This window comes from Reichenbachiella faecimaris (genome assembly GCF_900176375.1).
GTDB classification, from domain to species: domain Bacteria; phylum Bacteroidota; class Bacteroidia; order Cytophagales; family Cyclobacteriaceae; genus Reichenbachiella; species Reichenbachiella faecimaris.
On record NZ_FWYF01000005.1, the window covers coordinates 116,421 to 139,321 of the forward strand.

Here is a 22,901-nt window from a genome sequence, read left to right on the forward strand (position 1 = left end):
TTTGCAAAGGGTTTTGATGATTGATTTGGGGTAAGTGACGAATGTCTTATTTGTACTGCTGAATGATTTTGTACAGGGCCTTTTGAGTTTCCAATTTAGGAAAATGATCATATAGGATGGTGTGTCCATCATAGTTTAGAAACAACCCTTTTTCTAAATAGGTAAAAGCCAATTTGTAGTGGCCTTTTTCTATCAAATAAATAACGGCTTGGTAAAATAGTTCGGCTTCGTCTGGCAATTCCTCTAGGCCGTCATGAATGATATTCATTGCTTGTTCATGATCACCTTGCTCATGATAAATGAAAGACCACTTTTTCCAAACATCCACATTTCCAGGATCCAATTGGCTTACTTCGTCGTAGGCATCTACACTTGATATCACATTACCTACTTTGTATTCTGCCTCTGCCAAGGCCATCCAGTATTCGGCATTTTCTACACTCAATTTGAGTGCTTTATTAAAGAAATGAACCGCTTCATACCATTTGTTTTGATGTCCGAGACACACGCCTGTGCAGTACCAGGCCTCATCATAAAACTGATCGAGTTTAGTGGATTTTCTGTAGTATCTAATGGCTAAATCATATTGCTCCATTTGTTCATACACAGATCCAATGCTGAAATAGATTTCTGGCGTAGGGCCTTCAAGTTCTAAAGTGGTTTTGAATGCGTTCAAACCTTGCTCATACTTCTTTAGCATCATGAGTGAATTGCCCATGTTGAAGTAGGCTGAACTATACTTTTCATCTATGGCTAGACAGTACTCGTACGCATTGATTGAGTCTTCGTATTTTTCTAGTTTGTTGTAGACGATACCCAAGTTGAACCAGGCGTATTCAGAGTAGGGGTCTTTATCTATAAATTCTTTGTAATAAGAAATGCTGGTTTCCAATTCACCAGTTACGTCCAAGCAATAAGCCAGCTCATAGAGGGCATTTTCATTGTTTAGATTTTCTTCCAATGATTTTTTGAAGAAAGTAATGGCTTCTTTGTAATCCCCTCTGTTCTGATAGGCCAATCCAATACTATAAAAAATTTCATCTTTGTCTTCAGATGATTCCAAAGCTTTTTCAAAACTGGTTAAAGCTTCATCAATGTCACCGTTCAGGATTTGAATATTACCCTTAATGAGAAATATATCTGAGTCTCCAGGGTGTAAATTGCCTGCCTTTTCCAGTATGTTTATGGCTATGCCATATTCTTGCAAATTAGAATAGGTTTGAGCCTTGAGTACCATAAATTCAACCGCAAAAGGATACTGCTCGATGGCCGAGTTGATAGCTTTAAGTGCTTTACGGTGTTTGTTTTGGTCTATGTAATTTTGGATGATAGATTCATATTCATCCGACGTAAAATAAAAGGCCTCTTTATTTTCCCGAAACGACTCATACTTTTTTAAAAGCTCCTTCTCCTCGTTTCGTTTCTTAAAATTCTCCTCCATTGTCCAATAGCATTTGGTTGTAAAGATACTGAATGCTTCATCTGTCACACCAATATCATTAATGAAATATACTAATTATGATTTAACTAAAGAGTCGTTAAGTTTGATTTTTGTTTGGCCAATGTAAGCTATAAGGCTAGGGAATTATTAATATAATAGAATTTATAGATTTGATTATCAGTTAGATATCTAATAGTAGATGCATTTATTAATCAATGTATATTTTTCTTGTGGCTATCGACTGATTTGAATATTGAGTATTTAAACCTGATATTATTTATTAAAACTTAGCAAGTGAAGAAGCACTTATGACTGATTATTTTGAATTGTTTTGGCAGGCCACTACGGGCTATTTCAACTGGTTTGTGGGGCAGATCACTTTTAGTACTAGTGACGGACTCTGGGGTAATTACTTTTATTTTTTGATGATAATCTCACTCACTTTTTTTGGATTGGAGCTCATCAACCCATGGAGAAAGGAGCAGCCGAAATTCAGACAAGACTTTTGGCTGGATGCTTTCTATATGTTTTTCAATTTCTTCCTTTTTTCTATTGTTGCATTTGCAGGGCTGTCACATTTGGCCGTAGAGATGCTGAATGATTTTTTGGCGTTGATTGGTATCGCCAACCTGATGGCTATTCAGGTGGGGAACCTTCCAGCATGGGTTCAGCTTTTATTACTTTTTGTAGTTAAGGATTTTATCGAGTGGACGATTCATAGGCTACTGCACTGGTCACCTTGGTTGTGGGAGTTTCATAAGGTACATCATAGTGTAAAGCAAATGGGATTTGCAGCTCACTTGAGGTATCATTGGATGGAAAATGTGGTGTATAAGTCTCTCGAATATATCCCGCTGGCATTGATTGGTTTCAGTCTTTCTGATTTCTTTTTGGTTCATGCTGTTGCCATCGCAATTGGGCACTGGAACCATGCCAATTTCAACGTCAATATTGGCCCGCTCAAATACATTTTCAACAATCCAGCCATGCACATTTGGCACCATGCCAAGGACTTGCCAGGTGATAGAAAATTTGGAGTCAATTTTGGATTGTCCCTAAGTGTCTGGGACTACCTATTCGGAACCAATTACATCCCTAAAGACGGGAAGGATATTGAGTTGGGATTTCCGAATGATGAGAATTTCCCGTCTGATTTTGTTCGCCAAAATTTGAAAGGCTTTGGTATAAAAAAAGAGAACTGATCAATCAATTCTCTTCTGCGCCTTTTTTTTTAAAATTTTTTAAAACGGTAAGTCATCCGCTTCGCCACTATTATCAGCATTGAGCCATTCAGGTTCTGTAAGATTCGAGCTGGATTCGTCAGATTGACCTGGCGCAGGAGCTACACTTACATCATTAGCTGCACTGATTCTCCATGCTTGCAAGGAATTAAAATAAACAACCTCCCCCTTTGGGTTAGTCCATTTCCGGCCCTTAAGGTTAAAAGCAACATTTAATTCTTGGCCAATATTGAAGCCATCTAGTTGCTCACATTTATCTTGGATCAATTCGAACTTGATGAACTCTGGATACTGCGGATTTTCAGCATATTCGACAACAAATTCTCTTTTTTTAAAGCCACTGGCACCGAAGGATGCAGTCTCATATTTTTCTAGCAATTTTGCTTTGATTTCCATGGTGTATATTTTCTAAATGAACGGGGCACAAAGATGTGAATTCAAAAGGGAAACTTCAATGATGTACTGAAAATTTTGAAGTCAAGATTGGATCAATCATAAGACATTCTCTCATTTTCAGCTGTTCGTTTTACTACTTGCTGAAAAATCATTTCCTCATCAAAAACATATACTGAATCTTTAGAAATGGCTCGATAGCTTGTAGGGGAGTCAGTGGGAACATATTTGGACAAATAATCCAATTCAATGTCCTTTGTTTTTTCTTGAAGAGCCATAATCAAATCCAATGGCGCTGATGCCAAAATTTCTTCCGCATAATATTTGTATCTCTTTTCTATCACCTGGCCATCTTTGAAAAAGATAATAGTTTCTAATCCTTCTAAAGCTGTAATGTCTACACCCTGTCTTAGAAAGGTAATAGCGAATTGTTCTTGCATATTTACCTTGTAAAAATTGAATCTGAATTCTTGCAAGCTCATCTTTTCGATTTCATCGCCCAACGAGACCTTTACTGGATCAGGCAGACTCTCGTAGTTGATTTGAGTCATACCATCTGTTTCTTGTGCAAACGAACTGTTGAGTATAGAAACGAATAATAAGAGTAAGAAAAGGGACACCTTGATTTTCATTGTATTGTATTTGAATCTGATTAATAATAGAACCAGTAGGTTGACTTAAATACAGGTGGGATAGGATAGGTGTGGAATTCTGATCCTAAGATATCATACAATATTGAAATTACAATTCATTAGGCATCCAAAGATCAAATAAATAGACAGAGGTATGTCTAACGATTGGGTTTAAGTGGACTGGGACAGGTTTCTTCGTATGGGAAATTGTGGCCCACGTAATCCTGCCATTCCTCTGGAGTCATATTTCGGGTGATATATTTACATAGTCTGTCAGCCATCCACTCAAAATCTAAATTGAAAATTCTAATGGTTTTGTCTTTCGAACCAGTAATAATTTTTTCACCAGATTGATCAAAGCAAGCAGTCATTACCCAGTCGTTGTGATCATCAAGGACTATGGGGAATTTCTTGGAATCAAATATGTCCCAAACTCTAACTGTTCCGTCTCGACTGGCTGTCAGTATTCTTTCGTTATCAGGACTGAAGTCAATGGCTGTAATGGCAGACTGATGACCTGAAATGATTCGTACGATTCTTTTTTCTTCTAGGTGCCAAATGATGGCGTCTCCCTTTTCTCTACCAATGGCTAGCAGTTTGTGATCTGCACTCACGGCGAGCACGTTGACGGCGAAAGTCTCAGGTATGTCTAAATATGAATTTTCAAACCTTTCGTTCCATACCTGAACCACCCCTTTGATTGTGCCAGCATAGATTTCGCTTTTTTCAACATCTACAGCAAGTGCTCTGACCTCATATTCTGTTTTTCCTTTGACAGAGTCCAGTTCATAGCCTTTAATTTTGATATGGCCTTGTTTGTTTACCGTCAGGTAATTCAGCTCATTAGGTAGAAAAATGGCAGCTTGAGCATTTTCTGTGTCTTGACTCACGTGTGAGAATTTGACTTCATTTTTGTTTAGATTTTGGTCTTGCGTACTGATGATTAGGACTCCATTTTCTTTGGTCAATGCCAGGAGCCATTGTCCGTCTGAACTTAGGTCAATTGAGCGATAGAGGTATCGATCTCTAAACAACAGTATGGGCTGCTGGTCAATTTTAGTTTCATCCCACTTTAAAATTTTACCATCAGAAGAGGCAGAGTAAAAAATATTTGATTCGGTACCATATACAATGGAGGTGACCATTTCATCGTGCTCAAGAATGTGATTGTAGAAGGTATTTTCAGCACTATCATATTCGTAATACTTGTTGGCATCGTACAATGCTGAATAAACATTGAGGTGGGAGATGAATTTACTGGCACTATTTTTTATCCAGAAATTATAGGCTTGTCTGGCGGTCAAAGATTTTCGATCCTTGAAATACAGTGGCGTAAGAATCGAGCGCTGAGACATGGACTGAATGAGTTCAGTGGTCTCAAGAGAAACAACCAATTCGTTTAGAGAATCGATTTTTAGCTGCAATTGCCTCTCGTTATCAGGTTGTGCAATGGCTACTAAAAAAATGAATTGAGTCAAGAGTAAGGTTAAAGTAAATTTCATAGTTAAAGATATGAAATTAATAACGTGATTCAGTTTGATTTATTCCAGGTCTGGGTAATAAAAAAGCCATTCCAATTTATCGGAATGGCTTTCATATAGGCTAAATAATCTTTCGATTATGGTTTCATGATTACATCATGCCACCCATGCCGCCACCCATTGGAGGCATAGCAGGAGCGCCTTCTGGCTCTGGCTGGTCTACTACGGCAGCATCACTAGTCAATAGCAATGAAGCAATAGAAGCAGCATTTTCGAGTGCCAGTCTAGTCACTTTAGTAGGATCAATGATCCCTGCTTTGAACATAGACTCGTATGTGTCATTCGCCGCGTTGTATCCGAAGTCACCTTTGCCGTCTTTCACAGCATTGACGACTACAGACCCTTCACCACCAGCGTTAGCTACGATAGTTCTCAAAGGAGATTCAATGGCCATTCTTACGATGTTCACACCAGTGTTTTGATCTTCGTTTTCTAGAGTCAAATTGTCTAATGAGGCAATTGCTCTAATCAAGGCAACACCACCACCAGCTACGATACCTTCTTGTACAGCAGCTCTAGTTGCGTGCAACGCATCATCTACTCTGTCTTTCTTCTCTTTCATTTCTACCTCAGTAGCTGCTCCAATATAAAGGATAGCCACCCCACCAGACAATTTTGCTAATCTCTCTTGTAGCTTCTCTTTGTCATAGTCAGAAGTAGTATTTTCTACTTGCTGCTTGATTTGGTTTACTCTGGCATCAATGTCTTCTTTTTTGCCAGCACCGTTTACAATAATTGTATTGTCTTTGTCTATGTTAACTTTCTCAGCAGTACCTAAGTACTCCAAAGTAGCGTTCTCTAGTTTGTATCCTCTTTCTTCAGAGATCACAGTTCCGCCAGTTAAGATCGCGATGTCTTCCAGCATAGCTTTTCTTCTGTCGCCAAAGCCTGGAGCTTTCACAGCAGCGATTTTCAAAGAGCCTCTGATCTTGTTTACTACCAAAGTAGCTAATGCCTCGCCATCTACATCTTCTGAGATGATGACCAATGGCTTGCCAGTCTGAGCAGTTGCTTCCAAAACTGGAAGTAATTCCTTCATGGTAGAGATCTTCTTGTCGTAGATCAAGATGTAAGGATTTTCCATCTCAGCTTCCATTTTGTCTGTGTTGGTCACGAAGTATGGAGAAAGGTAACCTCTATCGAACTGCATACCTTCTACAGTTTTTACTTCGGTTTCAGTACCCTTGGCTTCTTCTACAGTGATTACACCGTCTTTGCCCACTTTGTCCATCGCGTCAGCAATCATTTTGCCGATTTCTGCGTCATTGTTGGCAGATACTGTAGCTACCTGAGCCACTTCACTGTTGTCTTTGATCTCCTTTGATTGCTTCTTCAAGTCAGCTACTACAGTAGCTACTGCTTTATCAATACCTCTTTTGAGATCCATTGGGTTGGCACCTGCAGCTACGTTTTTGAAACCGTTTCCGAATAATGCTTGAGTCAGTACAGTGGCAGTAGTTGTACCGTCACCAGCATCATCAGCAGTTTTAGAAGCAACTTCTTTCACCAACTGAGCACCCATGTTTTCCAGGGCATCACTCAATTCAATTTCTTTAGCTACAGAAACACCATCTTTGGTTACGGTAGGAGCACCGAATTTTTTGTCCAAGATTACGTTTCTACCTTTTGGTCCTAAGGTAACTTTTACTGCGTCAGCAAGCATGTCAACGCCTCTTTTAAGGCCGTCTCTTGCGTCTGAATTAAAAAATATGTCTTTAGCCATTTTAAATGATCTTTAATATTCTAAATGAAAATTGTTTATTGAAAATTAGAGCGTTCCGAATACGTCAGAGTTGCGCATGATAAGGTACTCAGTACCATCTAAAGACAACTCAGTACCAGAGTATTTGCCGTAAAGCACTTTGTCTCCAACCTTTACAGTCACTGGCTTATCAGTAGTGCCTTCGCCAACAGCAACAACTACTCCTTCTTGAGGTTTTTCTTTGGCAGTGTCAGGAATGATAATACCGGAAGCTGTTTTTTCTTCTGCAGCAGCAGGTTCAACCAAAATTCTATCTTCGTTTGGTTTAAAGCTTACTTTTGACATGTTCTTATATATTTTATTTGATTCTATAAATAAAGAAATTTCTGTCTGCCTATTAGCATTTCTTATGCCAATCCAAAGACCTGTCAAAAAGTCGGTCAAACTTGCAGGAAAGATGACAGGAGTAAGGTAGAGGGTAAGTTTTTCTGACAGGATTGCACTTGCTGTAGCCCATAAAAAAAGTCCTGAACATTTCTGATCAGGACTTCAATATTTTTAAAGTAATTCGAGATTACTCTTCGTTGTCAGTATCTGCTGCCTCAACTTCTAGCACTTCATCAAGCACCTCGGCATCGCCTTCCTCTGCACCTAAATCAAGGTTAGGAGCGATTGTTTTATCCTGAGCGCTTTCGATGTTAGGACTTGCAAATTCATCTCCGGCTCTAGACTGGGTGATTAAAAATTTAGTAGAAAGCGTCAAGCCGATCAAAGCAATAGCCAATCCCCAAGTCAATTTTTCTAGCAAGTCACCAGTTTTTTTAACACCCATAAGCTGAGAAGTACCTGATCCACCAAACTGGCTAGTCAATCCACCACCCTTTGAGTTTTGAGCCAATACGACCAATACAAGCACTACAGCTACAAAAACAATTAATACAACAATCGTAGTAAACATCTATTTCTTATTTAATTTTTCAATTTGAGACGCAAAGTAAAGCTATTTTTCAGAATATTAAAAACTAATAAAAGACGTCATGCTAGATATGATAAATCATTCGACGAATATTTTGAATATGTAATCGAGAAAACTGCCATTTTCATCCAACAAACTTCGTAAAATTGGACAATTAGTTTAAATTGATTGCTAAAGAGAAGCAAAATAGAACACGTTCTTAGCAGTATTAGTGTTCATGAGATAAATTAATGAAGCAAACCCATGTCTGTTCAGAGTTCAATTCTGAGCATTACGGAGTCTATACTCATAGGTAGGCTTGCGCATAATTCGTTTCAAATAACCTTCTTGCAAGTATTGTAAATGCATTTAAGCAATAGGTAGTGACTATGGATAAAATCGAACTTCAAAACGGACTCAAGGAATTTGAACGAGATAATAAGAGTTCAGGTATTTGTTACGTTAACACCAAGTCTGGTCGTGTAGAAATGAAATTTGGTTCATCTCAGATCATGAAAAAAATGGAGAAGGTGATACTGAGGAACCAAGGTTATAAAAATATTAATTCGCAATTCAATTCTCTGTTCTATAAGAGAGAAATTCCAGAGCTAATCCATGTAAAGACTAGGAGTGAAAGTAGATTCATAAAATTCATGGATTCCCATCATATAATTTTGGCAATAAGTGAAGCAGAGGAAATTAATTATGCTAAAATAAAAATTCAGTTATCTCAAATCTTATTTAACAAGGATGATTGAATCGTTAGTCAAAATATCTCAAATCGGACCATATTTAGCAAGCTCATTTGAACGAATTGGTTTTGTGTCTGCCTATTCTAGCGGGAAGAGAGTTGCTGTGTATGAGAATAAAATCAATGAAGAACTAAACCTAAAAGCTTTTGAAATCTATTGCATCAATTCGTTAGGGGAAGAAAGTATAGAAAAGGAAGATATAATCGTCGATTACGGCAGTAAGGGTTTTTTATCTTTTCATCAGATTAGCCCAGAGAATTGGCTAATAATTGTAGCAGATAAACAGCTATTCCCCACAGTGAAATCAGTAGTCAAAAAAATAAATAAAGAAAAAATTTTATTCGACTTGGAAGACGCTGAAATACAAACACCGCCTGAAACAAAGGTGGAAAGGATAGTAGAGTCTAAGGAGGGTATAGAAGAGAAGCTAATGTCAACGCAGCGACTACAGCAGAGTATTTTACCAGACTTGTCAGTACTGGGAGTTTATTTTAATAAGTACTTTTCATATTACAGCCCTGAGGATGTATTGAGTGGTGATATTTATTGGTTGAAGGAAACTGAAGAATCCATATTTGTTGTAGTAGCGGATTGCAAAGGAAATAGTATGGAAGGTGCGTTGGCTACAATGACTGTCCATCTCATTTTGGATCAAATTACTGTTGCCGATCCAGTATCTTCTTTGAGATCTATATATGAGGATCTAGCAAAATCAAATAGTTTAAATGATGCTAGTTATTCGGTGAGTGTTGAAATGGCTATGTGCAAGTTTGATAAAAAAACTGGAAGGATCGAGATTGCTACATCTGGCGTACCTGTGTTGTATATTGAAGGAGATGACAATTCCAATCTGTTGAAAATTAAAGGAGCTCAAAATACTGATGCATCTAATGCCAAGCTAGAAAGTATAAAACTATATGCCAACAAAGGGGATAAGTTGATTTTGTACACAGATGGATTAACCAATCAATCTGACAAAGAAGGCAAAAGTAAACTTGGTAATACAGGAATTAGAAAAATGTTTATGTCCATGAATGGGAGTTTTTCTGGGACATTGTTTGAGAATAAGTTTTCCGAATGGAAAGGAAACACAAAACAGAGAGGTGATATTACTGTATTAGCTCTCGAAATTTAATCAGCCTAGCAGAGAATTATTATTAATTAATTTAAAGAAGAATGTAATGGCAAAAAACAATGCAGTAAATGATTTTATCGAGTCAGTGAAATCAGGAACAGACGGATTAGTGGCAGTTTCTGTGGTAGAAGTTGCTTCGGGTATGACTTTAGGAGCATACTCTGATGGGTCGTTGGATCCTGATGTAGCAAGTGCTTACAATGTAGAGGTGGTTAAGGCTAAGCTCAAGGCAATAAAAGCACTTGGGCTCAAGGAATCAATTGATGATATTTTGATTACGCTTTCTAGTCAGTATCATTTGATCAATTTAAACGAAGATGGATCATATATGATTTACCTTGCAGCACATAAAGATAAGGCTAATTTGGCCATATTGAGAAATACCTTGAAGCAAGGGATGTCTACATTGTAGTACGACGACGGTCGTTTGTATTATATTGAGAGTACATATTAATAACAAAAAAATGGACACTGTAAGTGTCTATTTTTTTGTTATTTTCTTTATTTGGGCGGTATAATCAGCTTTTTTTGCTGGAACGATTAATATAAGCCTCTCAAGTATAGATATAGCTTTTTCATTGTTGCTGAGATATAGGTGGATATTAGCCATACTCTCCGTAATTAACTCATCAGCCATAGTGCTGACATCCTTGCTAAACTCTTCAACAACTTCAACTAACTCTTTCCAATTGGATACAAGAATCGTAGGGTTTTCTTCTATGAAATCTGAAAGTAAAGCATTTTGCTTGTCATTGTCCTCTTGTTTTTCATTACTTTTTTGAGACTTGATTCTATCGATTTCTTTCTGAAACTCTTTTTCTTTCTCAGGGTGTTTTAAAATAAGTTTATCGTAGACAGAGATGGCCAAATCAAATTTTCCCTGTTTTTCTAATATGTGAGTTAAATTTTCAGTAGCTGTATTACCTGGGAAGGTGTCAGATTCAGATGAGAGATCTGTCTCAGGGTCAGTATTTTTTTTGTTTACATTAATAGTTGGGTTTTCTTTTAAGAAAGTGTCAATAATTTTTGATTGACTTGATTTGCTTTTACTCTCAGATGCTGATTTTTCAGGGGCATCTAAATCTTTTGTTTTCTTTTTGGTTTTAGCACCTAATGTAGCTGACATCCTAAACTTAGGAGATGCCTTTTTGGCCGGTTCTTTTTTGGTGGATTCCTTTTTTGCTTTTGGATCTGCTTTAGTTCCAGTGGCCTTCTTAGTTGTTTTTGAAGTTGCAGACTTGGCTGTGGTTTTCTTTTCTGAATCAGTTGTTTTTGAAGGAGTGGCCTTTTTTGCAGCAGTAGATTTTTTAGCTGGAGTCTCCTTTTTAGTAGTGGTGACTTTGGTCTCTTTGGTACTGGTTTTTTTGCTGGTAGTCTCCTTTTTAGCTTCTGTCTTGGTGGGTGTTTCTTTTTTAACTGACTTCTTGGTGGCCGTTTTTTCTGTAGACTCAGCAGTAGGTTCTTCTTTTTTCTTGGCAGCTATTTTTTTAGTAGAGAGGCCTTTAGTAGATTTTTTTACTTTTTCTTTAGTGAATTTTGTACCTCTTTTTAATACGCCAAGTCTGAATTTCTTGCCTGTTGCAGAGCTTCCTGGTGTCAGTTTGAGCTCTTGTATTTCTTTGCCTATTTGGTCAAGTTCTTGCTCTGTCTCTTCAGTTGATTTGTCAGATGATGTGTCAATAGAAATAGCAAGGTCTATATCTACTTCCTGAGTTTCTTTATCTGCAGATTTTTCACTTACTTCTGCTTCTTTAGATTTTTCTTCCTGCTCACTGTTAGTTTCAACAGCCTCTGGTTCCTGAACTATTTCTTCTGCTTCATCAGCAACTTCCTGTATCTCATCCTTTGATACTATTGCCGACTCTGTAGTACTGGTCTCTGTTGTTATGGATTCTTCAATGTCTTCTACAGCGCTGTTGTCGTCACTAGTAGATTCATCATCTTCCATTGACGATTCGGCATCCACAATCGCCGTTAATTCATCAGATGAAATTCCAGAAGTGTCAGATTTAGGTTTTACTTTAAGGTCTTCTTCTTTGTTCTCTTCAATTTTTGGCTTTTCCTCTGTTTTCTTTTCGGCAATTTCAGAAAGAGCCTTTGAAATCGTTTTTTCTTCCGCCTCGATTTCTTCCGCTACTTGATTTTTTAATTTCTGTACTTCATCTATTTCGCTTTGCTCATCTGAAGATTCAGCTTCTTTCACTTTAGTTTCTTCCGATACTTCTGGATCAGAAACTACATTTGCTTCTGGCGGCTTTTCAGAAGATATTTTTGGTGCTTCTTCAGTTGTGGTAGGTACTTCTTTGGACGCATGAGGGTCTTCTATTACAATCTCCTCAGGATGCTTTTTGTCATAATCCAGGTAATGCTCTCTGCTGGCTTTCCATTTTTCAAGATTCTCATAAATCTCTTTTACCAAAGCACTTTGTTCTTCATCTGTATTGTGAGATGGTGCTTTTCTGGGCGCACTGACTGGTGAGGGAGTGGTTTTCGGTTTTTCAACTGTTTTAGGAACAACTTCCTTTGTCGCAGATACTGATTGGGTTTTTGTGAACTTGACCTGTCCCAGAATATATTGTTTGAAGATGTTCCTATTTGTGGAATAGATGGCAGCTGTGCTCATTTTCTTTGACGAAGATGGCTTTTTTAATCCTCTGCTGGCATGGGCTAAAATGCAATGCCCGTTTTGGAAATAAGGATTTGCTTTGACTAGGGTCTCCAGTTCTACAAAATCTGCCTCTGAAATCTTTTCAGGGGCCTTCATCAACTCTAGAAATGTTTGCTTATTCAAGGATGGCTCTTAGTTTTGCGTAAGCGTTAAAGATAACAAAATTTACCAATTGGCAACAGAAGAGTTGAAAATATCAAGAATGATTTGGTCGAAGATTTCATTTACAAATTCCTCTTCATTTGCGGATAAATCCTCTCTGTTTTGGTCAAAATCTTTGAAGAACGAGAACCTTTGATCAAAATCAAATTGATCGTCTTCTAGATTGGTATATGTGGCAGAAACGTAAATGGTAATGCGAGTTAAGCTAGTAAGGTCAACTTGGCTTGCGCTTTCTGATGCCGAAACAGCCACTGGCGTTAAGGTATAGTTGTCTATACTTCCTTCTAATTGGAGGTCACCTTCTCCATCTACCAAAGTTAAACTTGTGTTTCTCAAGTAATAATCTTTGATCTTTTCAGTGAAAAGAGGGCTCATATTGGATGGTCCTAAAGGAGAGTTGTTGTAGAAGGTCTGAATAGAAATAGTCTCAATATTAGGTGAAATGGACGCTCCAGTAAAGGAATACACTCCACATGATGTATTCATTAGGGCAAAAGACATCAATACTAAAAGGCTAGTCTTCCAATTCATAGTGCTTAATTTTTCTATACAATGTTCGTTCAGAAATGCCTAAATCCTGTGCCGCGTACTTTCTTTTATTTCTGTTTTTTCTCAATGCTCGGATTATCAGCTCTTTTTCTTTTTTCTCGATTGATAAAGAATCGTCTTGTTCGGTCTCATGGGCTATATCCTCAACCTTATCTGCGTCAAAATCCTGATAATCATCCTGACTCAGAATTACGGGTGAGTTGATAGGATCCTCACTGAATTCTGCAAATTGCTCATCTTTCAATTCCATATTGCTGAACAATTTTTTATGTTCTTTCATAATTTCAGCTCGATCCGAACTGTCACCTGCGTTTTGAAGAACTAATTTTTTGAGATCATTCATATCCTGCTTCATGTCGAAAAGGATTTTGTAGAGAATATCTCTTTCTGTAAACCCATCATTTGAGTTGCCTCCCTGAGCTTTTTTGTCTAGGAGGGCAGGTAGGTTGCTGGTGTTTTGGGGGAGATATTTTTTGAGCGTCTCTTCATCCAGTGTCCTGTTCATTTCCAGAACAGAAATTTGCTCTGCCAGATTTTTTAGCTGTCGAATGTTTCCAGGGAAACGGAACCTCATCAACGACTCTTTTGCCCCATCAGTCAGTTTGATTGGATCTACATGGTATTGCTCACCAAAATCGTATGCAAATTTCCTAAAGAGGAGTTCAACATCAGCCCCTCTTTCTCTAAGCGCAGGCACGTAGATAGGTACAGTGTTTAGCCTATAGTATAAGTCTTCTCTAAACTTATTGTTTTCAACTGCTGTGATGAGGTTGACATTAGTTGCAGCCAATACGCGAACATTAGTCTTTTGAGTCTTGGAAGAACCTACTTTAATAAATTCTCCATTCTCAAGTACTCTTAGAAGTCTAGCTTGCGTGCTCATTGGCATCTCACCAATTTCATCCAAGAAGATGGTGCCACCATCAGTGACCTCGAAGTATCCTTTTCGAGCCTCGTGTGCCCCTGTAAAGGAGCCTTTTTCATGTCCAAATAATTCGGAATCTATGGTGCCTTCAGGAATTGCCCCACAGTTGATTGCAATGAATTGCCCATGTTTTCTCTTACTGAGTGAATGGATTATTTTGGAAAAGGACTCTTTACCACTACCACTTTCACCAGTAATAAGAACGCTCATATCAGTAGGGGCAACTTGTGCGGCTACATTGATGGCCTGATTTAGCAATTGTGAATTGCCAATAATACCAAAGCGTTGTTTGATGGTTTGAATTTCCGATTCTTTCACTAGGGATTAGGTTTAGTTATCAACTGCAGATGCTAGCAAGGTTCCAGTTGTCACGTCATTCACTACCACATTTACATATTCACCTTTTTTGTGGTTGCCTGCATCAAATACTGCTACACGGTTGCAAGTGGTTCTGCCCTGTAGTTGGCTTTTTGATCTTTTCGAGAATCCTTCAATCAAGACTTTGTATGTCTTACCTATTGTCCTTTGGTTTCTTGCTATAGAAAGTTCTCTTTGAAGATTAATGACTTCAGTCAATCTTCTTTTTTTGACCTCCATTGGGATATCATCTTCATATTTCTTTTCTGCCAAAGTCCCTGGGCGTTCAGAATAAAAGAACATGTATGAATAGTCGTACTTTACATACTCCATCAAAGACAAGGTATCTTTATGCTCTTCCTCTGTTTCGCCGCAGAAACCCGAGATCATATCACTAGAGATTGCGCATTCGTCACCCAAAATTTCCTTGATACGATCAATCTTGCTGATGTACCATTCTCTGTCATAGGTGCGGTTCATTCTTTCCAATATTCTGGAATTGCCACTCTGGGCAGGGAAGTGGATGTATTTGCAGAGGTTGTCGTATTTTTTCATGGTGTACAGTACATCATCCGTAATGTCTTTGGGATGTGAAGTAGCAAAACGAACTCTCAACAATGGGCTTACTTTGGCCACCATTTCTAATAGATTGGCAAAGTTGACAATCTCAGTTGATTCAATTTTTTCTAATCGCGCCTTGTTGTTTTGTTCGGCAGACCATTTGTAGGAGTCTACATTTTGCCCCAAAAGCGTAACTTCCCTATAACCTTTGTCAAAAAGATCTTGTGCTTCTTTTACTACAGAAAATGGGTCTCTACTTCTTTCACGACCACGCGTAAATGGTACCACACAGAAAGAACACATATTATCACACCCCCTCATAATAGAGATAAATGCTGTCACACCATTGGAGTTCAACCTTACTGGAGTAATGTCGTCATAGGTTTCTTCTCTAGAAAGAAAGGTGTTGACTGCCTTTTGCCCAGTACTTACCTCATCCAGCATGTTGGGTAATTCTCTGTAAGCATCAGGGCCTACGACCAGGTCAACAATTTTTTCTTCTTCCAGCAGTTTAGATTTTAGTCTTTCTGCCATGCAGCCTAGCACGCCTATTACCAACTCAGGATTCTTCTTTTTGTATTGATTGATTTCGCTTAGACGATTTCTTACTGTGGTTTCTGCTTTTTCACGAATGGAGCAGGTATTGAGAAAAGTTACATCTGCTTCTTCTATAGAAGAGGTAGTGGTATATCCTTCTTTCTTCAAAATAGAAGACACAATTTCACTGTCTGAAAAATTCATTTGACAGCCGTAACTTTCAATGTACAGTTTCTTCTGACCAATGTTGTTTTCCTCTTTTGTAATATTTACAACCTCACAACTTTCTTGTGTGTTGTCAATAATATCAATGTCGCCAATAATCTCTTTCACCTGTAGTACTTTTTTAAAGATTGCAAAGATAGAATAAACGCGACAAAATGTCAGGTCTTATTAATTCATAAATCAAATTTCTTTTGTGACAACCATTTTGGCTCAAGAGACATTGATAATGAGGATCATTCCAACCTAATGAGAAAATTCAGGGTCTTAGAAAAGAATAAAAACATATATCATGAAACATCTTCAAATTATCTTACTTACCCTCGTTGTTTTATCCACTTCTTGTGACGAATCAGACACTGCTAAAGTCGTAGATGAGGAAGTTGGCCACCATGTAGTGACTGTGGATCAGGTTAGTTTTGATCAGGCTTGGGCGCAGCTGCAAACCGATAATCCTTATTCTGACATGTTTCAGCTAAATGGACTAAGTAATGATAGTACCACGCTGATTATAGATGTAGCCTACAGTGGAGGCTGTGAGGAACATACTTTCGAGTTGATCTGGCCAGAGGTGATGACTATGATATATCCTCCTAGATATACGGTAATCTTAAATCATGATGCCAATGACGATACATGTGAGGCATATCTGTCGACAACCTTGTATTTTGACTTAAGTCAATATGATTTAGGACTAACACCTGAATTAATGGATGTGGTTGACTTAACCATTATCAATGGAAGTAATGGAGAAGAATTATTGAAGTTGAATAATTAGTGTAAATGTTGTAACAGCTTGGGGTGTGGCGTAGTCTTATGAAAAATAATTAACTGGATGCAACCCTTTTTCAGGGAATTGCATCTTGGGAGTATTGTGAACTCAAAACTCAAAGACTATGCTTAAAAATTTTATCAACATTGCATTTAGAAACTTATTGAAACATAAGTTTTATTCCTTTCTCAACATCCTAGGTTTATCCATTGGCTTGTCCTGTTTTATGGTTATTTCACTTTTTGTGACAGATGAACTTTCATTTGATGCGTTTCATAAGGATTCTGAGAATATTTATCGAGTGGATTTTGCGGCAAAGTTAAATGGCTCGGATCATATTGCTGGTAAAGTAGGTGCTCCTGCGGCTCAAGCCTTATTGAATGATTATCCCATTGTAAAAGATGCTATTCGAGTTTCTGCCACTGGCAATTGGTTCATAAAAGAAAAAGGCTTTGAAAAAACCTTTAAAGAAGAGCATGTACTCATGGCAGACTCTAATTTCTTTTCATTTTTCACAGTGCCAATGATTCATGGTAATCCAGAAACTGTTCTAGTAAGACCTAATACACTTGTAATGGATCAGACTACTGCAAGGAAAATGTTTGGCCAGGACAATCCAGTAGGAAAAACATTGGTACTGGACAATACCACTGATTATGAGGTTACTGGCGTATATGAGGACTTGCCTAAAAATTCTCATTTTCGACAGAACATCATTCTTTCAGTGGCTAGTTTTCCTAGAAGGGCTAAAAGTACGAATTGGGTCAATACCAGTTTTAACACTTATATAAAATTTCAAGATGGAATTGATTCGAAACAGTTAGAGGAAAATTTCCCTGAATTGATTGAAAAATATATTGGCCCATTGATTCAAAAATTTTTCGGCCAGTCCTTGGCTGAATTCAAAGAAGCTGGAAATAATGTAGGTTTTTCATTATTTCCTATGGAAATGATTCACCTTCATTCTGATAAAGATGGCGAATTGGCTCCAAATAGTGACATCAGCTATATCTATATTTTTTCCGCGGTTGCTATATTTATTCTGCTACTGGCTTGCATCAATTTTATGAATCTGGCTACAGCAAGATCCGCAAGTAGAGCTAAAGAAGTGGGTGTAAGAAAGGTGATGGGCGCACTCAAAAATCAGCTGATTTATCAGTTTATTTCTGAAGCTCTGGTCATTAGTTTTTTCTCTTTTTTGATCGCTTATTTATTAACTATAGTTTTCTTGCCGTCCTTCAATGAACTGGCGTCCAAGGAGCTTACAGTTGCTCAACTATTCAATGGTACCTATGTATTACTCATGGTTGTGATCATGCTCGTGGTGGGATTGTTTGCAGGGAGTTATCCCGCATTTTATCTGTCCAGATTTCAGCCTGCTGAAGTACTGAAAGGAAAAGTGAAATTGGGAATGAAAAGCGGAGCCTTGAGAAGTCTGCTTGTGATATTTCAGTTTAGCATTTCTATCGTGCTGATGATCGGAACAGCAGTAGTATTTGATCAACTCTCATTTATTCAGAACAAAAAACTGGGTTTTAATAAGGATCAAATTCTAATGGTGGAGGATGCTTGGATATTGGATAAAAAAGTAGAAACATTCAAGACCGAAGTTAAGAGAAATATAAATGTAGAAAATGCGACTGTAGCTAGTTTCACTCCTGTTGGTGGAAATAATAACAGCGATCTCTTTTTCAAAAGTCCATCAGGGGAGGCTGATCAAAGTATGGTGATTGATCTAGCAGAAGTAGATCATGACTTTATAGAAACACTCGGCATTGAGATGGCCAAAGGGAGATTTTTCTCTAAGGAATTTTTATCTGATAGTAATTCCGTGGTGATCAACAAAGCTGCAGTTAAAATGTTTGGCTATGAAAATCCTATTGGTGATAAAATATATACTTATGGTGGAAGTCAGGAGGAACCAGAGGTTTTAGACTTTAAAATTATAGGAGTGATGGAGGACTTTCATTTCAAATCATTGCGAGATAATATTACCCCGTTGGTTTTCTTTCTTGGTAAGAGCACAGGCTTTGCAATGTTTAAAATCAATACTGGAAATATTCAACAGACCATTGCTGACATAGAGCAAACATGGGCAGATATTGCACCAGGTCAACCATTTACCTATAGCTTCATGGATCAGAAGTTTGATAGCATGTATGAAGCAGAACAGAAAATTGGAAAGATTTTCACTGTTTTTGCTATTCTGGGAATTTTGATCGCATGTCTTGGGTTGTTTGGATTGGCTTCATTTACGGCTGAACAGAAAACCAAAGAAATTGGTATTAGAAAGGCACTGGGAGCATCCAGCTCTGGCATTGTTTTTATGCTCTCCAAAAATTTCATCAAGCTAGTGGCAGTTGCTTTCGTTTTGGCGGTTCCGGCAGCCTATTTTGCCATGGGATATTGGTTAGAAGATTTTGCCTATAGAACAGAGATTAAACCAGTAACATTTATAGGAATAGGAATTTTGGCTTTTGCTATAGCCTGGTTGACAATGGGATTCCAATCATGGAAAGCTGCAAGGTTAAATCCAGTTCAATCCTTGAGAGAAGAATAAGCATTGATTTCAAGTTGAGTTTAGGCCGTGCCCTCAGGCACGGCTTTCTTTTTAGTTTGTTACGCCTATATGTATCAACGCGTCGCCTCTGTTGATCACTGGATTGTTGTTGATAGCAATGGCATAGCCAGAAATGGGTGCTTTCATTTTATGTTCGAAATCTCCATAAGGCCCAGTGATTAGGCCAACTACTGTTCCTTTTTCAACAAATTCCCCTGTCCTAAAAAATGAGTGGTAAATTCCCGCTGATTTCGCTCTAACCCATGATGATTTTTTAATAAAAAAAGAATCTTCTTTGGAATCAGGTGCTTCATTTCTCATTTTCAGATGTTTCATCACGCGTAGCAATCCATCAACACCCACATCAATCGCATGTTTTCTCAGACGGAGTGATTCCCCACCTTCAAAAACCAAGATTGATTTACCAGATTTGGCGGCTTCCTTTCTGAACGATTTTTCCCTAAAGGGTGAATGAATCATAAACTTGGGTGAAAAAGCTTTTGCTAATTCTAAGTTTTTTGGGTCATCAAGCTGCGCTCTGATTTGAGGGTAGTTATTGATTCGTGCACCTCCTGTGTGAAAATCTATACCATAATCTATTAGGGGCAATATGTCTTGAGTCAGACGATGGGCGAGCTGGCTGGCCAATGAGCCATTCCTTGTGCCAGGAAAGCTCCTATTCATGTCTTTGCCACCATCAGCAGTTTGTCTGGAAAATTGTATAAATCCATAAACATTAAGGATAGGAATACAAATCATACTGCCAATGAGTGGCCTATGATATTTTTTGGCAATTATTCTACGTACGATTTCAATGCCATTGATTTCGTCACCATGCATACCGCCAGTGATGAGCAGGGTAGGGCCTGGTTTTTTGGAGCGACTGACAATGATTGGGATATCAATGGGGGTTCGGCTAGGCAATTTGGCAATTTGAGCATCAATTTGCTTCTCCTCACCAGGTGCTATTGTAATACCTGCGATATTTATGTCCTGTAGCTCCATTAATCAGGCATCTACTTTTTTTCTTTTTTTCGACATTCCATTTTCAATATACTCAACTATTTTGCTGGCAATGTCAACCCCTGTGGCCTTCTCTATGCCTTCCAATCCTGGAGAAGAATTGACCTCAAGGATTAATGGCCCCCTTTTGGACTGTAGCATGTCTACGCCAGCTATTTTTAGTCCCATGGCTTCTGCAGCTTTCAATGCAGCAGTTTTCTCCGCTCTTTTGAGTTTGATTATATTGGCACTGCCGCCTCTGTGAAGATTAGACCGGAATTCACCTTCTTTTCCTTGTCTCTTCATAGCGCCCACAACCTCGCCATTTACAATAAAGGCTCGAATATCAGCTCCACCAGACTCTTCAATAAATTCCTGAAGTATTACTCTGGCTTTTAAACCTTCAAAGGCTTCTACTACAGATTTGGCCGCCTTTTTGGATTCTGCGAGTACTACACCCAATCCTTGTGTCCCTTCTAATAGTTTAATGACCAAAGGTGCGTTACCCACATGATCTATGGTATTGTTTTCTTCTTTGGAAAAATTGGTGAATGCTGTCTTGGGCATACCTATGCCAGATCTGGATAGTATCTGAAGACTTCTCAATTTGTCTCTCGATCTTGTAATGGCCAGGGAACTGACAGCAGAGAATACTTTCATCATTTCAAATTGTCTCACTACAGCAGTCCCATAGAATGTGACTGATGCGCCTATCCTAGGAATGATGGCATCCACATCCTCCAGTTTTTTACCTTGATAGTAAATGGACGGACCACTTTCTTCGACAATGATGTCGCATTTGAGGTGATCAATGATTACACCTTCATGACCTCTATTTGTTATAGCTTCAAGTAATCTGCGAGTAGAGTATAGCTTAGGATTTCTTGATAGAATGCCTATTTTCATTTTTGTGTGTTTTTTAATTTGAATGATAAATCTTTTAGTTGAACATCTACTTTAAAGTGTCCGACAAGTAATTTTCTGCCTAATAGAATGGGGTACTTCATTTCAGTCCGATCTGTTAGGGAAAAAGTTGTTTTGAAGCGTTTGTTGAAAAGTACCACGGTCGTTTTTATAATATAGCGTTCTTCTACGTGACCTGACGAGCTTTTAATTTTTTTCTTGAAAAAATCGGCACTGTGGAATGAGTTTTCTTCGCCACTTCCATCCAAAGGGATACTAAAAACAATGCTGTCTACCCCTTCAAAATCTTTGTGCTCTATTTTAGAACAATGGATGGAAGATCTATTGGCTCCTGTATCGATTTTAGCCTCTATGTTTTCTAATCCAAATTCTGGTAAATCAATTTTATCTATTCGTCCAATTGTAATTTTCTCCATGGTCAAAAGCCAAGTTTAATAATCAACGTTCAGTTCTTTTTTTTTGGGACAAGTTAGTTTGCCTAAACGATTTGCAGCTCATACCCAAGGTTTTATTTTGATGAAATATTTAGTCGCAAAAAGTCGTCTTAAGGAAGAGTTTTAATTATTCGTCAATGGAAATAAAAATGCTATTTTGCATAAAACGATTGCGCACTAAAATAAGGAACCAACACGTCTAAGCATAAAAAAATGACCACAGCCATTATAATCACATTTTGTTCTCTATTGTTAATTGCCTACTTGTTTAACCTGACCTCAGCTCGTACTAAAATTCCGTCTGTGATTTTATTACTGGCACTGGGCTGGGCTCTTAAGCAAGGGACTGAATTTTTGGAGGTAAAAGTGCCTAATCTATCAGCTATTTTACCAGTACTTGCCACAGCTGGCTTGATTTTGATCGTTTTGGAAGGGTCGTTGGAATTGAGGTTGAACAAATCAAAGTTGCCATTGATAAAGCAGTCATTTTTAGGTGCCTTGCTTTCTATGGTGATCTTGTCTGTGATTCTGGCTTATGCATTTTCATTGTTGGGTGACTACTCTTTTTTGAGGTGTTTGACTAATGCAATTCCACTGTGTATCATCAGCAGTGCCATTGCTGTACCAAGTGTCTCCAACCTTTCCGAATTTGACCGTGAGTTTGTGATTTATGAAAGTAGCCTTTCGGACATTTTGGGGGTTTTGTTTTTCAATTTTGTGCTGTTGTACGAAAGTATAGGTGTTTCCTCGTTTGGTCATTTTAGTATTCAATTGGTAGCCATTATCGTTATTTCCTTTGTTGCTACTATAGGCCTTTCTATGCTCATTAGCCGCATTGATCATCATATCAAATTCATACCTATCATTTTGTTGGTTATTTTGATTTATACAGTACTAAAGATTTATCACCTGCCTGCACTTATATTTATTCTGATTTTTGGCCTATTTATAGGGAATATTGATAGGCTCAGATGGTTTGCCTGGATAGATAAATTCAAACTCGAAGTATTGGAAGTGGAAAGTGAAAAATTTAAAGATCTAACCATAGAACTGGCTTTTTTAGTTCGAGCACTGTTTTTCATTCTTTTTGGTTTCCTTTTAGAAACTTCAGATATCTTGAATTTACAAACACTGATTTGGTCCATTGGAATAGTTGCTTTTTTCGTTCTCGCACGAAGTTTGCAGTTGCGCATATCCAGACTAGCCTTTAAACCTTTGTTGTTTGTGGCTCCGCGAGGTTTGATTACTATTCTTCTTTTTTTGAGTATTGAGCCTGCTCAGCAAATTCCATTTGTAAACAATTCATTGATTATTCAAATCATATTATTAACGGCTGTGGTAATGGCAATTGGAATTATGATTACCTCTACAGAAGAGGTGAGTGAAATCGAAGCAGTTGATGGGCAAGAATGGGATAAATAGTATAATTTAGAAAT

General features: G+C 38.0%; 21 protein-coding genes. 7 read left to right on the top strand and 14 right to left on the bottom strand.

Translation table 11 applies throughout. The annotated features are described in order from the left end of the window. Positions 1–46: 46 nt before the first annotated feature. Positions 47–1,441 carry a tetratricopeptide repeat protein gene (locus tag B9A58_RS19360; protein ID WP_084374539.1) on the bottom strand — a complete coding sequence of 465 codons (1,395 nt, stop codon included), beginning with the start codon at positions 1,439–1,441 and terminating at the stop codon, positions 47–49. A 308-nt stretch (positions 1,442–1,749) separates the two neighbouring features. On the opposite strand from B9A58_RS19360, the gene B9A58_RS19365 reads away from it, so the two are divergent. Beyond that, positions 1,750–2,643: a sterol desaturase family protein gene (locus B9A58_RS19365; protein WP_084374540.1), complete on the top strand. Its 894-nt coding sequence runs from the start codon at positions 1,750–1,752 to the stop codon at positions 2,641–2,643. A 39-nt stretch (positions 2,644–2,682) separates the two neighbouring features. Here the strand turns inward: B9A58_RS19365 and B9A58_RS19370 are convergent, their stop codons facing one another. From B9A58_RS19370 to secG, 6 genes are all read right to left on the bottom strand, one after another. Continuing rightward, complete coding sequence (locus B9A58_RS19370; protein ID WP_084374541.1) at positions 2,683–3,078, bottom strand: DUF3127 domain-containing protein; 396 nt, start codon at positions 3,076–3,078, stop codon at positions 2,683–2,685. A 92-nt stretch (positions 3,079–3,170) separates the two neighbouring features. Then, entirely contained in the window at positions 3,171–3,707 is a 537-nt protein-coding gene (locus tag B9A58_RS19375) for a hypothetical protein (RefSeq protein WP_084374542.1), read from the bottom strand. Positions 3,708–3,865: 158 nt separating this feature from the next. Continuing rightward, positions 3,866–5,209, bottom strand: a complete 1,344-nt coding sequence (locus B9A58_RS19380; protein ID WP_084374543.1) for a WD40 repeat domain-containing protein — start codon at positions 5,207–5,209, stop codon at positions 3,866–3,868. A 130-nt stretch (positions 5,210–5,339) separates the two neighbouring features. Further along, positions 5,340–6,971: a chaperonin GroEL gene (gene groL / locus B9A58_RS19385; RefSeq protein WP_084374544.1), complete on the bottom strand. Its 1,632-nt coding sequence runs from the start codon at positions 6,969–6,971 to the stop codon at positions 5,340–5,342. A 45-nt stretch (positions 6,972–7,016) separates the two neighbouring features. Continuing rightward, positions 7,017–7,295: a co-chaperone GroES gene (locus B9A58_RS19390; protein WP_084374545.1), complete on the bottom strand. Its 279-nt coding sequence runs from the start codon at positions 7,293–7,295 to the stop codon at positions 7,017–7,019. 229 nt (positions 7,296–7,524) lie between these two features. Next, positions 7,525–7,908 carry a preprotein translocase subunit SecG gene (gene secG, locus B9A58_RS19395; RefSeq protein WP_084374546.1) on the bottom strand — a complete coding sequence of 128 codons (384 nt, stop codon included), beginning with the start codon at positions 7,906–7,908 and terminating at the stop codon, positions 7,525–7,527. A 386-nt stretch (positions 7,909–8,294) separates the two neighbouring features. Here secG and B9A58_RS19400 point away from each other — a divergent pair, with 386 nt between their 5' ends. From B9A58_RS19400 to B9A58_RS19410, 3 genes are read left to right on the top strand one after another with little or no spacing between them, the layout of a single operon-like run. Next, positions 8,295–8,663, top strand: coding sequence for a hypothetical protein (locus B9A58_RS19400; protein ID WP_084374547.1), 369 nt, complete (start codon positions 8,295–8,297; stop codon positions 8,661–8,663). After that, positions 8,656–9,792, top strand: a complete 1,137-nt coding sequence (locus B9A58_RS19405) for a PP2C family protein-serine/threonine phosphatase (RefSeq protein ID WP_084374548.1) — start codon at positions 8,656–8,658, stop codon at positions 9,790–9,792. The genes B9A58_RS19400 and B9A58_RS19405 overlap by 8 nt, the downstream gene beginning before the upstream one ends. A gap of 46 nt (positions 9,793–9,838) precedes the next feature. Then, positions 9,839–10,204, top strand: a complete 366-nt coding sequence (locus B9A58_RS19410) for a hypothetical protein (RefSeq protein ID WP_084374549.1) — start codon at positions 9,839–9,841, stop codon at positions 10,202–10,204. A gap of 69 nt (positions 10,205–10,273) precedes the next feature. On the opposite strand, the gene B9A58_RS19415 is transcribed toward B9A58_RS19410, so the two are convergent. From B9A58_RS19415 to miaB, 4 genes are read right to left on the bottom strand one after another with little or no spacing between them, the layout of a single operon-like run. After that, positions 10,274–12,583 carry an MICOS complex subunit MIC60 gene (locus B9A58_RS19415; protein ID WP_139793989.1) on the bottom strand — a complete coding sequence of 770 codons (2,310 nt, stop codon included), beginning with the start codon at positions 12,581–12,583 and terminating at the stop codon, positions 10,274–10,276. Between the two features lie 42 nt (positions 12,584–12,625). Further along, a complete protein-coding gene (gene lptE, locus B9A58_RS19420; RefSeq protein ID WP_084374551.1) occupies positions 12,626–13,153 on the bottom strand; it encodes an LPS assembly lipoprotein LptE in 528 nt (175 codons plus the stop codon). Continuing rightward, a complete protein-coding gene (locus B9A58_RS19425) occupies positions 13,137–14,414 on the bottom strand; it encodes a sigma-54-dependent transcriptional regulator (RefSeq protein WP_084374552.1) in 1,278 nt (425 codons plus the stop codon). The genes lptE and B9A58_RS19425 overlap by 17 nt, the downstream gene beginning before the upstream one ends. A gap of 12 nt (positions 14,415–14,426) precedes the next feature. Next, positions 14,427–15,884 (bottom strand): tRNA (N6-isopentenyl adenosine(37)-C2)-methylthiotransferase MiaB, encoded by a 1,458-nt coding sequence (gene miaB, locus B9A58_RS19430; protein WP_084374553.1) that lies wholly within the window; start codon positions 15,882–15,884, stop codon positions 14,427–14,429. 181 nt (positions 15,885–16,065) lie between these two features. Between miaB and B9A58_RS19435 the strand changes: the two genes are divergently transcribed. Continuing rightward, positions 16,066–16,551: a hypothetical protein gene (locus tag B9A58_RS19435; protein WP_084374554.1), complete on the top strand. Its 486-nt coding sequence runs from the start codon at positions 16,066–16,068 to the stop codon at positions 16,549–16,551. Positions 16,552–16,669: 118 nt separating this feature from the next. After that, the gene (locus B9A58_RS19440; protein ID WP_084374555.1) at positions 16,670–19,105 is read left to right on the top strand and encodes an ABC transporter permease; all 2,436 of its coding nucleotides are present in this window, start codon (positions 16,670–16,672) and stop codon (positions 19,103–19,105) included. Positions 19,106–19,156: 51 nt separating this feature from the next. Here the strand turns inward: B9A58_RS19440 and B9A58_RS19445 are convergent, their stop codons facing one another. The 3 genes from B9A58_RS19445 to B9A58_RS19455 are packed head-to-tail and all read right to left on the bottom strand — an operon-like array spanning position 19,157 to position 21,447. Next, positions 19,157–20,110 (bottom strand): succinylglutamate desuccinylase/aspartoacylase family protein, encoded by a 954-nt coding sequence (locus B9A58_RS19445; protein WP_084374556.1) that lies wholly within the window; start codon positions 20,108–20,110, stop codon positions 19,157–19,159. A 3-nt stretch (positions 20,111–20,113) separates the two neighbouring features. Beyond that, positions 20,114–21,013 carry a 30S ribosomal protein S6--L-glutamate ligase gene (rimK, locus tag B9A58_RS19450; RefSeq protein ID WP_084374557.1) on the bottom strand — a complete coding sequence of 300 codons (900 nt, stop codon included), beginning with the start codon at positions 21,011–21,013 and terminating at the stop codon, positions 20,114–20,116. Then, entirely contained in the window at positions 21,010–21,447 is a 438-nt protein-coding gene (locus B9A58_RS19455) for an ATP-dependent zinc protease family protein (protein WP_084374559.1), read from the bottom strand. The genes rimK and B9A58_RS19455 overlap by 4 nt, the downstream gene beginning before the upstream one ends. 231 nt (positions 21,448–21,678) lie before the next feature. On the opposite strand from B9A58_RS19455, the gene B9A58_RS19460 reads away from it, so the two are divergent. Further along, positions 21,679–22,887 (top strand): cation:proton antiporter domain-containing protein, encoded by a 1,209-nt coding sequence (locus tag B9A58_RS19460; protein WP_084374561.1) that lies wholly within the window; start codon positions 21,679–21,681, stop codon positions 22,885–22,887. The last annotated feature ends 14 nt before the right edge of the window (positions 22,888–22,901 follow it).

Excerpts from the sequence above, each read along its gene's own strand:
- groL (WP_084374544.1), bottom strand. The coding sequence starts at position 6,971 with ATGGCTAAAGACATATTTTTTAATTCAGACGCAAGAGACGGCCTTAAA.
- B9A58_RS19375 (WP_084374542.1), bottom strand. The coding sequence starts at position 3,707 with ATGAAAATCAAGGTGTCCCTTTTCTTACTCTTATTATTCGTTTCTATA.
- rimK (WP_084374557.1), bottom strand. The coding sequence starts at position 21,013 with ATGAAAATAGGCATTCTATCAAGAAATCCTAAGCTATACTCTACTCGC.
- B9A58_RS19435 (WP_084374554.1), top strand. The coding sequence starts at position 16,066 with ATGAAACATCTTCAAATTATCTTACTTACCCTCGTTGTTTTATCCACT.
- lptE (WP_084374551.1), bottom strand. The coding sequence starts at position 13,153 with ATGAATTGGAAGACTAGCCTTTTAGTATTGATGTCTTTTGCCCTAATG.
- B9A58_RS19410 (WP_084374549.1), top strand. The coding sequence starts at position 9,839 with ATGGCAAAAAACAATGCAGTAAATGATTTTATCGAGTCAGTGAAATCA.
- B9A58_RS19445 (WP_084374556.1), bottom strand. The coding sequence starts at position 20,110 with ATGGAGCTACAGGACATAAATATCGCAGGTATTACAATAGCACCTGGT.
- B9A58_RS19390 (WP_084374545.1), bottom strand. The coding sequence starts at position 7,295 with ATGTCAAAAGTAAGCTTTAAACCAAACGAAGATAGAATTTTGGTTGAA.
- B9A58_RS19365 (WP_084374540.1), top strand. The coding sequence starts at position 1,750 with ATGACTGATTATTTTGAATTGTTTTGGCAGGCCACTACGGGCTATTTC.
- B9A58_RS19460 (WP_084374561.1), top strand. The coding sequence starts at position 21,679 with ATGACCACAGCCATTATAATCACATTTTGTTCTCTATTGTTAATTGCC.
- B9A58_RS19400 (WP_084374547.1), top strand. The coding sequence starts at position 8,295 with ATGGATAAAATCGAACTTCAAAACGGACTCAAGGAATTTGAACGAGAT.
- B9A58_RS19455 (WP_084374559.1), bottom strand. The coding sequence starts at position 21,447 with ATGGAGAAAATTACAATTGGACGAATAGATAAAATTGATTTACCAGAA.
- B9A58_RS19440 (WP_084374555.1), top strand. The coding sequence starts at position 16,670 with ATGCTTAAAAATTTTATCAACATTGCATTTAGAAACTTATTGAAACAT.
- B9A58_RS19370 (WP_084374541.1), bottom strand. The coding sequence starts at position 3,078 with ATGGAAATCAAAGCAAAATTGCTAGAAAAATATGAGACTGCATCCTTC.
- secG (WP_084374546.1), bottom strand. The coding sequence starts at position 7,908 with ATGTTTACTACGATTGTTGTATTAATTGTTTTTGTAGCTGTAGTGCTT.
- B9A58_RS19360 (WP_084374539.1), bottom strand. The coding sequence starts at position 1,441 with ATGGAGGAGAATTTTAAGAAACGAAACGAGGAGAAGGAGCTTTTAAAA.
- B9A58_RS19405 (WP_084374548.1), top strand. The coding sequence starts at position 8,656 with ATGATTGAATCGTTAGTCAAAATATCTCAAATCGGACCATATTTAGCA.
- B9A58_RS19380 (WP_084374543.1), bottom strand. The coding sequence starts at position 5,209 with ATGAAATTTACTTTAACCTTACTCTTGACTCAATTCATTTTTTTAGTA.